This is a genomic window from Rhodococcus sp. NPDC059968, from assembly GCF_042738615.1.
GTDB lineage: Bacteria > Actinomycetota > Actinomycetes > Mycobacteriales > Mycobacteriaceae > Rhodococcus_F.
Map to the genome: position 1 here is coordinate 1 of NZ_JBHWUE010000112.1, position 13,629 is coordinate 13,629.

The following is a 13,629-nucleotide window of genomic DNA, read 5'->3' on the forward strand; positions in this document are numbered from 1 at the left end:
CTGGTCTCCGATCTCGGACTGACCCTGCGCCCACCGGGAATGGACGTCGTCGCGCTGACCGAACCGCTCATGCGGACGATCTCCATCGCCCATCGGGGCACAGCAGCACACCGACCACCGCTGCAACTGGTGATCGACGCCGTGCGCGCCGCGGCGGCCGCACAAGGGCTCGCCGCACGATCACCGTACCCGTAAGCCAAAGACGCGCGCGTTCGCCCTCGCAGAACGGAACGTCAGGGGTGTGGGCGCATGGTTTCGAGCATGTAGTCGAGTTCGGCGATGGTGCGGTGGGGTGGGAGTGTGAGGATCGGCATCTCGGCGCGTGCGGTGTACCAGTGCTGGAGTTGGTCGTGAGCAGTGTCGGGTGTGCCCCAGACGGTGAGCTCGTCGAGCAGAACAAGGGCTTCGGCCGGCACGTCGGTGGTGTCGTGGGTCGGGTTGCCGGCGAGCACAGCCTCGACCTGGTCGCGGTATCCCCGTTCGCTCAGCGAGCGGCGGTAGAGCGAGCCCATGCTGGTGAGGTAGAACGCGACCCACCACGACGCGATCTCGCGGGCGGTGGCGTGATCGGCCGCGACGGCGGTGGGGACGGCCGGGCACACCAAGGAGCGTGTGGTGCGGCCGGATCGGGCGCCCGCCTGCTGGAGCAGGTCGATTCCGCAGGGCAACCACGACCGAGGGACCAAGAAGGGCGTCCAGCCGTCGGCCAGTTCGCCGGCGAGTTGGATGGATTTGTTGCCGAGTCCGGCGAGGTAGATCGGCAGGCCGGTGCGCGCGGCGACACCCAGCCGCAGGGGCCGGTGGTCGTGGGTCGCCGTCGGGCGGACCCGGTCCCCTCGAGCAGTCGACGGACCTGTGCGGTGACCGCGCGCAGCTTGGCCACCGGTGCGGTGAACGATTGGTCGTGCAGTCCTTCGACGAGCTGTGGACTGCTTGCACCCAAGCCGAGGACGAAACGGCCGTGTGAGACCTGGTCGAGGCTGGTGGCGAGCATCGCGAGGGTGCCGGCGGTGCGGCCCCAGACGCTGAGCACGCCGGTACCGATGGTGATTCGTTCGGTCTTGGTGGCGATTTCGGTGAGCAGGACGGCGGCATCCTGGCTCCACCCTTCGGCGAGGAAGAACCCGTCATAGCCGAGTTCTTCGGCGCGGCGGGCGACATGCAGGATCACCTCACGGCGCGTTTCGAGTGGGGTCACGCAGATACCGAGGCCGCGCCGGGTAGCGCTGACGCCGGAGGCGAGGTTGCCGGCTGTGTGGGTGCTCATGAGCGGGTTGCCGTCCGTTCTGGTGTCGATGCTCCACTCGACAGGCGCGTACGCACCGCGAGGCGGGCGCGGTCGAGATAGCGCGTGTCGGCGAAGAGATGGAAATATGAGTTGGCCGCCAGCAGTGTGCCTTCCAGCTCGAATGCGAGCTGGTCCGGATCGGTGTCGGTGCACAACTCACCGGATTGCTGTGCGTCGCGTGCCGCCTGCGCGAGGGTCCCCATCCACCGGCGCTGACACTCGGTGACGGCGTCACGGACCGGGCCGGGCGTCTTGCCGTCGAACTCGGCCATCGCGGCAGCGAAGAAGCATCCCCCCGGAAAGACTCCCCGTTCGACATACGACAGGAACGACTCGCAGAGGGCGGCTAGGCGTTGCATGCCCGGACCAGATCCGAGCGCCGGTGTGACCACCTCGCGCACGTAACGCTGGCGCGCGACCTCGATGGTGGCCAGCTGAAGGTCTTGCTTCGAGCCGAAGTGGGCGAACAGCCCGCTCTTGCTCATCCCGGTCAGGCTCGCGAGATGCCCGATGGTGAGTCCGTCCAGACCTTCGACCGATGCGATGTCGGCGGCCGCGTGCAGCACGGTCTCCCGCGTCTTGGCCCCTGGGGTCGTGTTCCGCTTCTGTGCCATGAACTGATCCTAGTACAGCACGAACGATCGTGCTATTTTTGATTTGAGCCGGCATTCGGGCTGGCCCGAAGAAAGGAGTCGGTGATGCCGTTCATCGACGTCAAGGTCGTCGAGGAAATCGGCAGCGGACATTGGGGCATCGGCGGCACTGCGCTGCACACCGCCGATGTGAAGGCACTCGCTGCGGGGCAGCCGGTCGGCTTGCGATGCGCGAGAAACGGGATTTCGGATTGAGTGAGGCGCGATGTTCGACGTGATCGTGGTGGGCGCCCGGTGCGCAGGCGCGTCGTTGGCGATGCTTCTGGCACGCGGCGGGCACCGTGTCGCGGTGGTCGATCGCGCGTCGTTTCCCAGCGACACCATGTCCACCCACTTCCTGTGGCAACGTGCCGCGTTACGACTGCGGGACTGGGGATTGCTCGATCGGTTGCACGCCCGCGGCTGCGCACCGATCGAGCAGATCACCTTCGACGTCGGCCCGGTGCAGATGTCGGGTATCGGGCCGGGCGTCGAAGGGCAGACCGCCGCATACTGCCCGCGGCGGACCGTTCTCGACACGGTGCTGGTCGACGCGGCCGTCGAGGCGGGCGCCGAACTGATCGACGGCGTCGTCGTCGACGACGTGGTGTGGGCGGATGGTCGCGTATCGGGCGTGCGCGGCCGTCGCCGAGGTCTCGGCGGCTCGGTGTCGTTGCGGGCACCGCTGGTCGTCGGGGCGGATGGTCTGCACTCGACCGTCGCGCGGCGAGTCGCTGCTCGCGTCTACAACCACCATCCGCCGCTGACGTGCGTGTACTACTCCTATTGGAGTGGCCTCGGCGATGTGCGCGCGTCGTTCCACGCCAGAACGGGCCAGCTGATCCTGGTCTGGCCCACCAACGACGGGCTCACCTGCATCTACGTCGGTTGGCCCCGCAGGGAATTTGCGCGCGTCCGCACAGACCTCGACCGAAGCTTTCACGCCGCCCTCGATCTGGTGCCAGGACTGCGTGACACGGTCGCCTCCGGCCACCGCGAACAACGTTTCGTCGGTACTGCCGACTTACCCAACCAGTACCGAACATCGGTCGGACCGGGCTGGGCGCTCCTCGGCGACGCCGGCCACCACAAGGACCCCTCCACGGGAATGGGCATTGCCGATGCGTTCCTCAGCGCCGACCTCCTCGCGGAGGCCATCCACAGCACGCGCGCCGGCCGTCCCGTTGACGACGCACTCGGCGACTACCAACGTCAGCGCGACCAGCTCACCGCCAACGGCTTCGAACTAGCGCTCAGCACGGCCCGCCTCGCGCCGCTCTCGAACGGACTCACGGAGTTCTACAGAGCGGCCGCGGCCCAACCGGAAGTAGTCGAGCGGATCTTCGGCGTCCTCGGCGGGTCGGTGCCCATCCGAGAGGTCTACTCTCCGCCGAACATCGCGTCAGTCGTCGCACATGCCAACGCTTGAACGCACATTCCCTTGCGCGTGCGCACCAGGCCGTACTCGCGGTGGCACCGGTGCCATCGGGTGCGCGGCGTTCCGCGCGGTGGTTACCCTCGCAGGATGACTGCAACTCCGGATTCCACGGTGGGCACGAACACAGCGGTGGCCGGCCTCGAGAGCACCTTCGCCGACGAGCTGGGCGCCCTGAGGGTGCCGTGGCAGGGCGCCGATGCGCCGGACCCCACGTTGCTCGTGCTCAACGAGCACCTTGCGGCGTCGCTGCGGTTGGATGTCAAGACGCTGCGAAGCGAGGACGGGGTCGGCGTGCTGTCCGGATCGACGGCGCCGACCGGGGCCAAGCCGGTGGCGATGGCGTATGCGGGCCATCAGTTCGGCGGATACGCACCGCTCCTCGGGGATGGCCGGGCGTTGCTGCTCGGCGAGCTGACCAGCAGTGATGGGCAGCGGGTGGATCTGCACCTCAAGGGCTCGGGGCGCACGCCGTTCTCCCGGGGCGGCGACGGGTTCGCGGTAATCGGCCCGATGCTGCGCGAATACCTGGTCAGCGAGGCCATGTACGCCCTCGGCACCCCCACCACGCGCGCACTGTCGGTGGTCGCGACGGGCCAGCACGTTCATCGATCCGGCGCCGAGCCCGGTGCCGTGCTCGCCCGGGTCGCGGCCAGTCACCTGCGGGTGGGCACCTTCGAATACGCGGTGCGGCAGGGTGAGGTGTTGCGGCCGCTCGCCGACTACGCGATCGCCCGCCACTACCCGGAGCTGACCGAACTGCCGCCGGGGCGTGACGGTAACCGCTACCTGGCGTTCTTCGAGGCGGTGGTGGAGGCGCAGGCGTCACTGGTGGCGAGGTGGATGCTCACCGGTTTCGTGCACGGGGTGATGAACACCGACAACACGACCATTTCGGGCCAGACCATCGACTACGGTCCGTGCGCCTTCCTCGACGCGTTCGACCCGGCCGCAGTGTTCAGTTCGATCGACCACGGCGGCCGGTATGCGTTCGGCAACCAGCCCGCTGTCCTGAAGTGGAATCTGGCACGCCTCGCGGAAACGCTGCTGACCCTGATAGATTCCGCGCCGGATGACGCGGTTACCGCGGTGTCGGCAGTTCTCGAGACCTTCGACGAGCGTTACGACGGCCACTACGCGGCCGGTATGGCGGCAAAGCTCGGTGTGGCCGGCGAATTCGTCGATCGAGCGCTGGTCGACGACCTGCTGACGCTGCTGGAGGAACACGGTGCCGACTGGACGGGCACCTTCCGTGCTCTCGCGGACGAACTACGCGGACATTCGACGCCTCTCGACGGCCTCGTGCCGCGCGAGCACATCGGGCCATGGTTGGAACGCTGGCGCGGCACCCTGACGAAACACGGGCGCGGGGCAGCGGAGACCGCGGACGTGATGGACTGCGTCAACCCGCTGTACATCCCGCGCAATCATCAGCTCGATTCTGCTTTGCGCGCCGCGACCGACGGGGAGCTCGCTCCGTTCGAGAAGCTACTGGAGGTCGTCACGCATCCGTTCGACCGCCGCGACGAGTGGTCCGACTACACCACACCCGCCCCGCCCATATTCAGTAAGAGCTTCCAAACCTTCTGCGGCACTTAACTTCCAGGACGGAGATGCACGGCGACGTTCGTGTCGAGGGAAACTTCTCGCCGACGATTCGTCGCCAGAACGTAACGCCGTCGAACGCTATTTCAATCTGGCCGGAGCGAATGCGATTGCCCGAGACGTCGAACCCCGTCAGCTGGCGGGATCGTACTGGAACGCGCGCACCTCCTGCGCGCACCGACAGGCAACCGCGATCTTTGCAGCCCATTCCAGTGCCGCCTCGGGCCGGCGCGCACAAGACTCGCCCGCCCACCCCAACCGGCGGAATAGGCCGACTCCACCACCGCACTCACCGCGGCCCCGACACCGCCGGCATCAAGCACTTGATCAACACGCCCGAATGCGCGTGGGGTAGGTGGTGTGACGGTCATGTTGTCGGGAGCCCCTGCACAGCGCAATATTCTGCGGGCTGACACGATCCCTCACCGAGGTCAGCCAGAAATCTCATCGCACGCGTGGGACCAGTCGGACCGCTAGCTGCCTGGCCCGCCCGTGCGGCGGTAGTGCGGGTACACGCTCGCTAAAAGTCGAATGTCGTCTTGGGCACAGTTCGCTTCGGGAATGACCTGCCACAATCGATCGATGAAACGGCGCGCTGTCATCCCGAAGCGCACCAGGATCTCCTCCTCGCTAGCACCACCGAATGGTGCCCACATCATGGCGAATTCGATAAGGTGCTCCGCCTCGGGGTCAGGATGGTTGCGTTTGCGGTTGGCTTCGATCCACGCGGCGCGACGCCTATGACGCCACTGGCGCCACTGGCGGTACTGGCGGGAGTTCATGGGGAGTTCACTCATCGAGTCGGCACTGAGGAAGCCTCGGAAGTAGCGACCTCGCCACAGAGAGGAATACGAGCAGTGCGAGTCGCTGTCGCGCTGACTGCACACAAGATCGACGCCACCACTTCACCGAAGTCGTCGCCATCCATCCTTGTAAGCATGTTGTCCTCCTGCATTCGGAAGCGACAGATCAGCTTCCCGTGCCTGTCACGCCGGGGTCCGAACGCTGCCGCCGCCCCTGGTTCGGGTTAGCTACCGGGCAGCAATCGCAGTGCAGTTACGATGATCGCGCTGGTGGCGGCGATCGAGACCGTGACCCCGATAAAGGGATGGAAGTCCTTCGGTAGACGGATCATGACCGGCCTGGCAATGATGGGGCCCAATAGGGCACCCCCTGCCGCGCCCAAGACCATGGCCAGCGCACTCCCGTTGAAGGCAATGACAGTAGCCGGTGCCACCGACACCACCGGGATGAAGGTCGGGGCCCATCCTCCGGCGCGGTAAAGTCGGCGCCACATCAAAACGCCGAGTGCTGACGCGAGAGCTTGTGAAAACAGAATGCGAGGCAGTAGCTCGGTCCCAAATGCCGGAAGCCGCGGGTTCAGAATGAAAGCCGTACATACGCCGATGATTACGCCCAAGCTGGCCCATTCGTTCGCACAGAACTGCGCCTCGGTGAAGTCGGCAAGAACGCGGCGCACAGTCCAGAGTGCATCTTTTAGAACGCTGGGTGGACCCACGACCGTCACCGGTAGAGGCTGCTGATGACCCGCATCAGGCGTGAGGGTATCCGGGAGTCGCATCCACGGCAGATAGCGGCTGACGGTGAACGTCACCGCCGCACTCAGTGACATCGCGGCGGTGATTGCCACGACACTCGGCAGCTCCAGTGGACTGGTGACGAATCGAATCAGCAGAATCGCTACCGGTGTGGTGGTGACGGCGCCCGAGACGGCGCCAGTGACGAGCACTGCCCACCCTCGGCCGTAGACAAGAACGAGTAACGCAGGAACAGATACGAAAGGAACGAATGTGGGCTGCCATCCCTGAGCCAACATCCATCCGAATAGGAGATTGGACAGTAGCAAGCTCAGCGCCGACGACCCGAGCACCCAGGGCCATAGCCCGGTGCCATATAAGGTCGGCATCCCCGCCAACCGCTTGCGGGCCCTCCACGCCAACCAGGCAATTGTTGCGCCACAGAGCAATCCGATCGACGCGATCCCTGATGCATAGGACTGTGGTTCCGTCATGTCACCGAGTGCCCACAGAATGCGCGCAAGTACGTCGTTCTCGCCGGCCGACGCGAGCAGTTCGCTGTAGGTTTGTCCGACTTCTCTCTTCATGAAGGAAGCGGCAGCTGTCAGCATGATCGCAAGCACTCCGAATATGCCGACCACGAAGGCTGCACCGAGTAGTACACCAGGAAAGGCCAATTCGGAGTGCTGCGGGATTCCCCGTTTTGGATGCGGCGACGGGTCCGCCGGCGTCTTCTGCTTCAGAACTGATTGCACAGCGGGCTGTGTGTTTGACTCTGACATGGTTGCCCCTAACGCCTTCCTGGGCTGCTCAGCGACCCAGCGGCTAATGGTTGAAATCGGTGTGGGTGAATACCAGTACTGAAATGCGTGTGCCGGCGACCACGACAGAAGCCCGATGCGGGGCACGGCGGTTTTGCCCACTGCACCGATCGACGGTGGACCGGGCCGTTCTCTGCGTCAGCCGCGGACGTCGCGATGTGAGACATCTACCCACCCATCCGCACTGAAGCCACCCAGCTGCGGTTATGCGTGGAGTGGGGTGCGGCGCGGGCAAGTCGTCGGAGCGATCGAGCGATCGGCACGGCGCTCCACCCATCCACCATTGTCCGCACCCCACGTGACATGATCGTCAACATCGAAAAGGCATCCGTATGACGGGACGATCTCCGGCAAGACGTTGCCACGATTGAACTCCCGGAGTTCCACGAACCCGAGGATCGTGCACGCCGACTGTCGCTGACCGCGAATCTCGGCCGGCACCCATTGCCGAGCAGCGGTGGCACCAGCGAACGACGTGCCGGTAGGAGTGGTGCGCTCCCACCGGCACGCGACCTACTAATCCGCACATTCAGATTAGCGGCCGGAAACCCGTTTCTCTTACGGCGATCCCAATCAGGCCGGCAGATGAGCGAAACGATGACCGGAGGCCGTCAACGTCCCACCTGCCCTTGTTCCGACGCGTCCCAGATCATCTGCTGCTACCAGGATGACCGGCTTGCCCGCACGGTGTTTCCGATCGAAGGCAGCGGGGGCTTCAGCGAGAGGCATCACGCTGACCGCGGGCGGCCGCAGGCGGCCATCACGGATCCGGCGTTCAATGCGGACCAGGCACTCACGATCGGGTTCGACGACGAAGAACACCGCCGGTCCGTGCTCGGGCACCACCCGAGGGGGCTCCGCGATGGTGACGAGAACACCACCGGGACGCACCAGTTTCGCTGAACGATCGAGTGTTTCGCCGCCGATGACATCGAGCACCACGTCGACTTCGTCGAGGTCTTCGAGCCGGTGTCGATCCAGATCCACGAAAGCGTGGGCGCCGAGGCCGAGAACCGTGTCACCGTGTTGAGCACGACCGGTGCCGATGACCCGGGCGCCTGCCTCGAGCGCCAGTTGCACCGCCATCGAACCGACCGCGCCGGCGGCACCATGGATTAGTACGGTCTGCCCCGCGGCGAGTCGCCCGTGGTCGAACAGCGCCTGCCAAGCTGTGAGCCCGGAGATCGGCACGGCGGCGGCCACTGCGTGATCGATGCCGCCTGACAGTGGCGCCAGGTTGCGGGCCTCGACCGCGACGTACTCGGCTAGCGTACCGTTGCGGGCCCAGTCGGTGACCCCGAAGACGCGCTGACCTACGGTCAACCCGGTCGTGCCATAACCTAATTCAGCGACAACTCCGGAGACTTCGTGTCCGGGAATGGCTGGTGCCCGGTCGCGTCCCGCACGGTCGGACCAGGTGCCGGGCCAGTCGAGTTCACCAGGCGTGAAGCTCGCGGCGTGTACGCGCACGATGACGTCGTTCTCTGCCGCATGAGGGTACGGAACTTCCGCCACCGACAGTCCACTGACACCAGATTTATGGTCACGAGTGATGACCGCTTGCATGGAAACCTCATTTCGTTTCGATTCGATCGCGCGACGTCTAGTCGCAGCGACGGTTTAGCGCTTGTGCTGGCGCGCGCCAGGGTGGCGCAGATGATCGCGAGCCACGATCGCTTCTGGTTCGAGCAAGGTGATCATGTCGATACCGGGTGCGCAGCTGCAGACCGCGATGAAGCGGCTCGGCGCTACATAGCTGGAGACCGGACCCGATTGGCGATGTGGCGCGAGTGTCATCGCACGCACCCAAGGGGAATCGACGGCGCGCGACACACAACAGATCGAAGACCCTTGACGGTTCCAGCAACCAGCACCCTCTGAGGCTAGTACGGTGGTGAGACGCCGCTTGGGCCACTTGCACACGGAATTCGTGGGCCACTCACGGGAGTAGCCGGACCAATGCCTCGACGGCGGCAGGCCCTCGACAGCAAGATTCCGCCACGCCGGCTCTTGCGCGGCGAACCGGGAATCAGTGTGTCGGGGTCAGCGTTCATCACACAGTGCCGCATAGCGTCGACGATGTGAATCCGGGATTCACCCGGTACCGATGCGAGCCGTGAGCGCCCGGGCTCGACCGAGTAGTTGCTCGGCGCAGTGGGTTCGGAGACGAAGCCGCGATGCCGAATCAGTGCAATAACGAAGACGGTGGCACACCGTAGCGCTGCCGGAACGTGGCGGCGAACCGGCCGAAATGAGTGAACCCCCATTTCAGCGCAACGTCGGTCACTGAACGGGCCGAGCCTGAGGCGAGTTCGGCTCGAACGCCGGCAAGGCGGATCTCAGTCAGGCATTCGCGGGGAGACTTGCCGAGGTGAATGCGAAAGCCCTCCTGTAGGCGTCGTACGCTGACCCCGGCTACGTCGGCCATTTCCGCTGCGGTCCACAGACGGTCAGGCTCAGCGTGAATAGCATCGATTACGCGAGTGACGATCCGTGGCCGTACAGCGTAGCGACCCTCGGTCTCGTTCGGGATGGCAGCGAGCAGGAAGCCGTCTGTGAGCGATGACGCCAGCCCCTGTGCCATATGCGGATTGGTCAATAGCACGTCATCGACGGGTTGGTCGGCAATGCTGGTCAGGAGTCGAAACCAGCTGCCAGCAGCGGGCCTCCGCAAATCGATCTGATCGGGGATCACTGCGTCAGCTCGGCCTGTCACACGCCACAGCTCGCGTTGGACGAAGTCCCGATCGATTTTGACGCCGAGAATCGTGCAAGCGCGGGGCCAACGCGTGATATCCGCTGGTGTATCGGCGGGGTTGACCGTGGCAAAGCCCTGGGTGGACACGACGAGTCGCCCTCTGATCCGGGTCTCGAGCTCGCCGTGAAGCGGGATGTTGATCCCGATAGCGCCGGGATGCTCGCTGTGAACGGCAACATCAGCACCCCAATTGATTCGGACAATGCGCAGCGGGCCGAGATGCAGAGCCGATACCCCGGGAGAGACAGCGGGGCTGGAGGCTACCAGCGGCACGAGCCTATGCGGAAAGTAGGCGTCGGATACTGCGTGGGACACCGCATCCCAATCGGGATGTCTCAGGTCACTCCCCGGATGCTCGCCGCTTGACTCTGTACCGGAAAAACTCTCGCGCAATGTGGATCCGCCTCGCGGTGAACGGATCGCCACACGACGTGTCCGTACCTATCTTTTATCACACGCATTGGAGAATCAGAAGGGAGCGGAGGACATATGAGGTGCGTTGTGTGGCGTGGCCGTAGACCGGACGCAGTAGCGAGTCGATGACGGTGAACGGTCGGTCGGCCAGGCCGGGCAGGACCTCGACCCGGCCGGTGGACTCAGGCTCAACTCGTCCGGATGCGCGGTCGTCGTCGCGTGTGGCGGCCGCGCACGATGCAGACCCGCCTGGCCGGGTTCCGGTGGCGCCGTCCTCGAACCCGGGCTTCGGCATTTAGACGGCGCACCGCCCGGGTTACCATATTTTCACTACGACTGTCGCAACGTGGAGGTGTCGTGTCAAAGGCGAGAACTCGCAGCGGCAACGTTCCCTCTACCGCAACCAGCTTCATCGGTCGGCGTCAGCAGCGTAAGGAGATCCGCGACCGTCTGGCGGGCGGACGGCTGGTGAGCTTGATCGGGCCGGGGGGAGTTGGCAAGACCCGATTGGCGTTGCAAGTCGCCGACGAGATGAATCACCTTTTCGATAACGGCGTGTACTTTGTCGATTTGGCGCCCGTCTCGGACGGAGGCGATGTGCCGGCTGCAGTCATCCATGCGCTAGGAATTGTAGACCAGTCGAATCGTGACGCCACTGCGAAGCTAATCGAATATCTTCGTGATCGCGAGATCCTGCTCATTCTCGACAATTGCGAACACGTACTCCGCGGGTCCGTCGCTCTGGTCAGCGAAATACTGCGACATGCACCCTCGACTCGAATTCTTGTCACTACCCGCACGTCGTTGATGGTGACAGAAGAATTCCTATATCCAGTACCTCCACTCACCGTTCCCGATGACGCGGCGCCAGTCACTATTGAATCCTTGTCGCAGTTCGAGTCGATCCGACTACTCCAAGAACGTGCAGAGGCTGCCTCCCCCAGTTTCGTCCTCAACGAGCACAATGCTGCCGCAGCGGCGCGTTTGTGCATTCAGCTGGAGGGAATTCCGCTGGCAATCGAACTCGCTGTCGCCCGAATGCGCATTCTTTCCATTGACCAGATCCTGGAACGTCTGACGGACCGATTCGGGCTGCTCACAGTTGGAAGTCGGTCGGCCGCACCGCGCCAACAGACTCTCCGATCGCTCGTGGATTGGAGTTTTGCACTCTGCACGGAACCGGAACGCCATCTGTGGGCACGCCTATCCGTCTTCGCTGGCAGTTTCGACCTGACGTCGGCGGAAGGCGTGTGCTGCGACGGATACGGCGAGGACAGCGGCCACCCTACGACAACCACGCTTGATCTCGTGGGTTCCCTTGTGAATCAGTCCATCCTGGGCGTCGAGGGCCAAGAATCCTCGATGCGCTTCCGGATGCTGGAAACCATCCGGGAGTACGGCGCAGAGATACTCGCACTGACGGGGGACTCGGAGAGGTTCCGCAGCCGCCACCGACAGTACTTTCTCGACGTGGTCAAAGACCTGGAACGCTCCTGGTGTGGGCCCGACCAAGCCGCCGCAGCCAAGTGGATGCGCGTCGAGCGGGAGAATCTCCGAGCCGCGTTGGAAACCGCCGCCCCAGGCGACAGTTATCAGCTCGAGTTGATCGCCGGACTGCGATACCGCTGGTACGCCGATGGATACATAGCCGAGGGTCGCAGATGGGTGGACGAAGCGCTCGACGCACCCGACGGTGACCGAGCGCCCACGCCCGCCCGGGCAAAAGCGCTGTGGGTCGCGGCCAGGGTGTGCCTTCTCCAGGGCGACCATGAGGTGGCAGCACGGCGCCTCGATGAGTGTGAAGCACTGGCGACGCGGCTTGCCCTCGCTGACGCGGCGGCCCACTGCCTCGGTCTGCGGGGGCTCGCCGCACAGCTTCGCGGCGACCTTGCCGAGGCCGAGAGTCAATTCGAGGTCGCGCTGCGAGAGCTGGCCGACGTCGGAGAGACCGCCGAATGGCTGATGGCGTCCTTCGAATACGCCGTCGTGCTTTCCCTCGGCGGCCGCAGCGCGGACGCGTTGGCCGTCAGCACGTCGGCGCTGTCCGTGTGCCGACAACGAGATGAACGATGGGCGCGCTCTTACCTGAAGTGGAGCCAAGGCCTCGACCACTGGCTGCAAGGCGACTTCACCGCAGCGCATGCGACCGCGGCCGACGCGCTTCGCGATCACCGCGTCTTTGACCCGTCCCTGGGCACCGCCTTGATGACCGAGCTTCTCGCGTGGATAGCGGGGTCAACCGGTCAGTTCGAGCGAGCGGCACAGTTGATCGGGGCGTCTCGAAGCCTTTGGCGACGCACGGGTACGGAATTGGCGGCGTTCGGGCCGAACCTCACCGGCTATCACTCCGTCTGTCGCGGCCAGCTCGAGCAGGTTATGGCGCCACGGGCGCTGTCGACAGCTCTACAGACGGGAGCAAAGCGATCCCCGACGGGAATCATCGCCTATGCATTGGCGGAACAGGTCGCCGATTCGATTCCCGAGGATGAACCACCCGCGCTCACCAGTCGGCAACAGGAGATCGCAGCCTTGATATCGAAAGGGCTGACCAGCCCACAGATCGGAGCGGCTCTGGTGATCTCCGTGCGCACCGTGGAGAGCCACATCGAGAATATCATGACGCGCCTGGGGTTCGTCTCGCGCAGCCAGATCGCCTCGTGGTACATCGGACAGTCCCGCTGACCGGACTACGAACTCGCAGCACGAACGTGCTGAGTTGGACGCCTTCGAACCCACCGTCCAGTCGATCCGTTGAAAGTCGTCGAGCGGTACGGACACGCTGGGCCGGTCACTCCGACCAGTGATCCACCCCAGTCCGGCACGTGACGGTATCCGCCGTTAGACCTCGCAGGTCAGAGCCGTTTCGCCGGGTGCCCCGCTAGCCGCACCCGGTACGGAGATCCGAAACTTCCGTACCCCCTACCGTGATCTGCCCCATGTGAGTAGTCGCACAGTGAGGCAGATTACAACGGCACCCAGCCGGCGACGCACCAGTCCAACGCGTCGCGACGTGGCTTGGTGCAGCAAAGTCCACGCCGGGGCATCCGGCCGAAATTCGAAGGAGTCCCCATGGCATCGCAGTTCGAGGCCGGACACTCCGGTCAACAGCCTCGGCGGGCGGACACCGAGAATCAGGCA

The 13,629-nt window shown here is 64.7% G+C and carries 9 protein-coding genes and 3 pseudogenes; 5 read left to right on the forward strand and 7 right to left on the reverse strand.

Features of this window, described 5'->3' with window-relative positions:
- Positions 1-195, forward strand: a pseudogene (locus tag ACFWAY_RS45410) (LysR family transcriptional regulator); the annotation flags it as partial.
- Positions 196-233: 38 nt separating this feature from the next.
- On the opposite strand, the pseudogene ACFWAY_RS45415 reads toward ACFWAY_RS45410, so the two are convergent.
- Together ACFWAY_RS45415 and ACFWAY_RS45420 are read right to left on the reverse strand one after the other, a co-directional pair.
- Positions 234-1,267: pseudogene (locus ACFWAY_RS45415) on the reverse strand (LLM class flavin-dependent oxidoreductase).
- On the reverse strand, positions 1,264-1,902 hold the full coding sequence (locus tag ACFWAY_RS45420; protein ID WP_378515191.1) for a TetR/AcrR family transcriptional regulator: 639 nt from the start codon (positions 1,900-1,902) through the stop codon (positions 1,264-1,266). The pseudogene ACFWAY_RS45415 and the gene ACFWAY_RS45420 overlap by 4 nt, the downstream one beginning before the upstream one ends.
- Positions 1,903-1,986: 84 nt before the next feature.
- On the opposite strand from ACFWAY_RS45420, the gene ACFWAY_RS45425 reads away from it, so the two are divergent.
- Genes ACFWAY_RS45425 through ACFWAY_RS45435 form a run of 3 tightly spaced genes read left to right on the forward strand, consistent with a single transcriptional unit; the run spans position 1,987 to position 4,954 of the window.
- The gene (locus tag ACFWAY_RS45425; protein WP_378457563.1) at positions 1,987-2,136 is read left to right on the forward strand and encodes a hypothetical protein; all 150 of its coding nucleotides are present in this window, start codon (positions 1,987-1,989) and stop codon (positions 2,134-2,136) included.
- Positions 2,137-2,146: 10 nt separating this feature from the next.
- Positions 2,147-3,349, forward strand: a complete 1,203-nt coding sequence (locus tag ACFWAY_RS45430) for an NAD(P)/FAD-dependent oxidoreductase (protein ID WP_378515192.1) — start codon at positions 2,147-2,149, stop codon at positions 3,347-3,349.
- A 60-nt stretch (positions 3,350-3,409) separates the two neighbouring features.
- A complete protein-coding gene (locus ACFWAY_RS45435) occupies positions 3,410-4,954 on the forward strand; it encodes a YdiU family protein (RefSeq protein ID WP_378515193.1) in 1,545 nt (514 codons plus the stop codon).
- Positions 4,955-5,092: 138 nt separating this feature from the next.
- On the opposite strand, the pseudogene ACFWAY_RS45440 reads toward ACFWAY_RS45435, so the two are convergent.
- The 5 genes and pseudogenes from ACFWAY_RS45440 to ACFWAY_RS45460 all read right to left on the reverse strand — a co-directional run.
- Positions 5,093-5,182: pseudogene (locus ACFWAY_RS45440) on the reverse strand (transcription initiation protein); the annotation flags it as partial.
- A gap of 251 nt (positions 5,183-5,433) precedes the next feature.
- Entirely contained in the window at positions 5,434-5,742 is a 309-nt protein-coding gene (locus ACFWAY_RS45445; protein ID WP_378515207.1) for a hypothetical protein, read from the reverse strand.
- Positions 5,743-5,987: 245 nt separating this feature from the next.
- Complete coding sequence (locus ACFWAY_RS45450; protein WP_378515194.1) at positions 5,988-7,280, reverse strand: hypothetical protein; 1,293 nt, start codon at positions 7,278-7,280, stop codon at positions 5,988-5,990.
- 612 nt (positions 7,281-7,892) lie between these two features.
- Positions 7,893-8,885 (reverse strand): NADP-dependent oxidoreductase, encoded by a 993-nt coding sequence (locus ACFWAY_RS45455; RefSeq protein ID WP_378457558.1) that lies wholly within the window; start codon positions 8,883-8,885, stop codon positions 7,893-7,895.
- Between the two features lie 619 nt (positions 8,886-9,504).
- Entirely contained in the window at positions 9,505-10,416 is a 912-nt protein-coding gene (locus ACFWAY_RS45460) for an AraC family transcriptional regulator (RefSeq protein ID WP_378457567.1), read from the reverse strand.
- Positions 10,417-10,728: 312 nt separating this feature from the next.
- Here ACFWAY_RS45460 and ACFWAY_RS45465 point away from each other — a divergent pair, with 312 nt between their 5' ends.
- Positions 10,729-13,173, forward strand: a complete 2,445-nt coding sequence (locus ACFWAY_RS45465; RefSeq protein WP_378515195.1) for an ATP-binding protein — start codon at positions 10,729-10,731, stop codon at positions 13,171-13,173.
- Positions 13,174-13,629: the final 456 nt, after the last annotated feature.

What these genes read in the sequence shown, in the direction of transcription:
- ACFWAY_RS45425 (WP_378457563.1), top strand. Translation starts at nt 1,987, where the DNA reads ATGCCGTTCATCGACGTCAAGGTCGTCGAGGAAATCGGCAGCGGACAT.
- ACFWAY_RS45465 (WP_378515195.1), top strand. Translation starts at nt 10,729, where the DNA reads ATGCAGACCCGCCTGGCCGGGTTCCGGTGGCGCCGTCCTCGAACCCGG.
- ACFWAY_RS45430 (WP_378515192.1), top strand. Translation starts at nt 2,147, where the DNA reads ATGTTCGACGTGATCGTGGTGGGCGCCCGGTGCGCAGGCGCGTCGTTG.
- ACFWAY_RS45445 (WP_378515207.1), bottom strand. Translation starts at nt 5,742, where the DNA reads ATGAACTCCCGCCAGTACCGCCAGTGGCGCCAGTGGCGTCATAGGCGT.
- ACFWAY_RS45455 (WP_378457558.1), bottom strand. Translation starts at nt 8,885, where the DNA reads ATGCAAGCGGTCATCACTCGTGACCATAAATCTGGTGTCAGTGGACTG.
- ACFWAY_RS45420 (WP_378515191.1), bottom strand. Translation starts at nt 1,902, where the DNA reads ATGGCACAGAAGCGGAACACGACCCCAGGGGCCAAGACGCGGGAGACC.
- ACFWAY_RS45450 (WP_378515194.1), bottom strand. Translation starts at nt 7,280, where the DNA reads ATGTCAGAGTCAAACACACAGCCCGCTGTGCAATCAGTTCTGAAGCAG.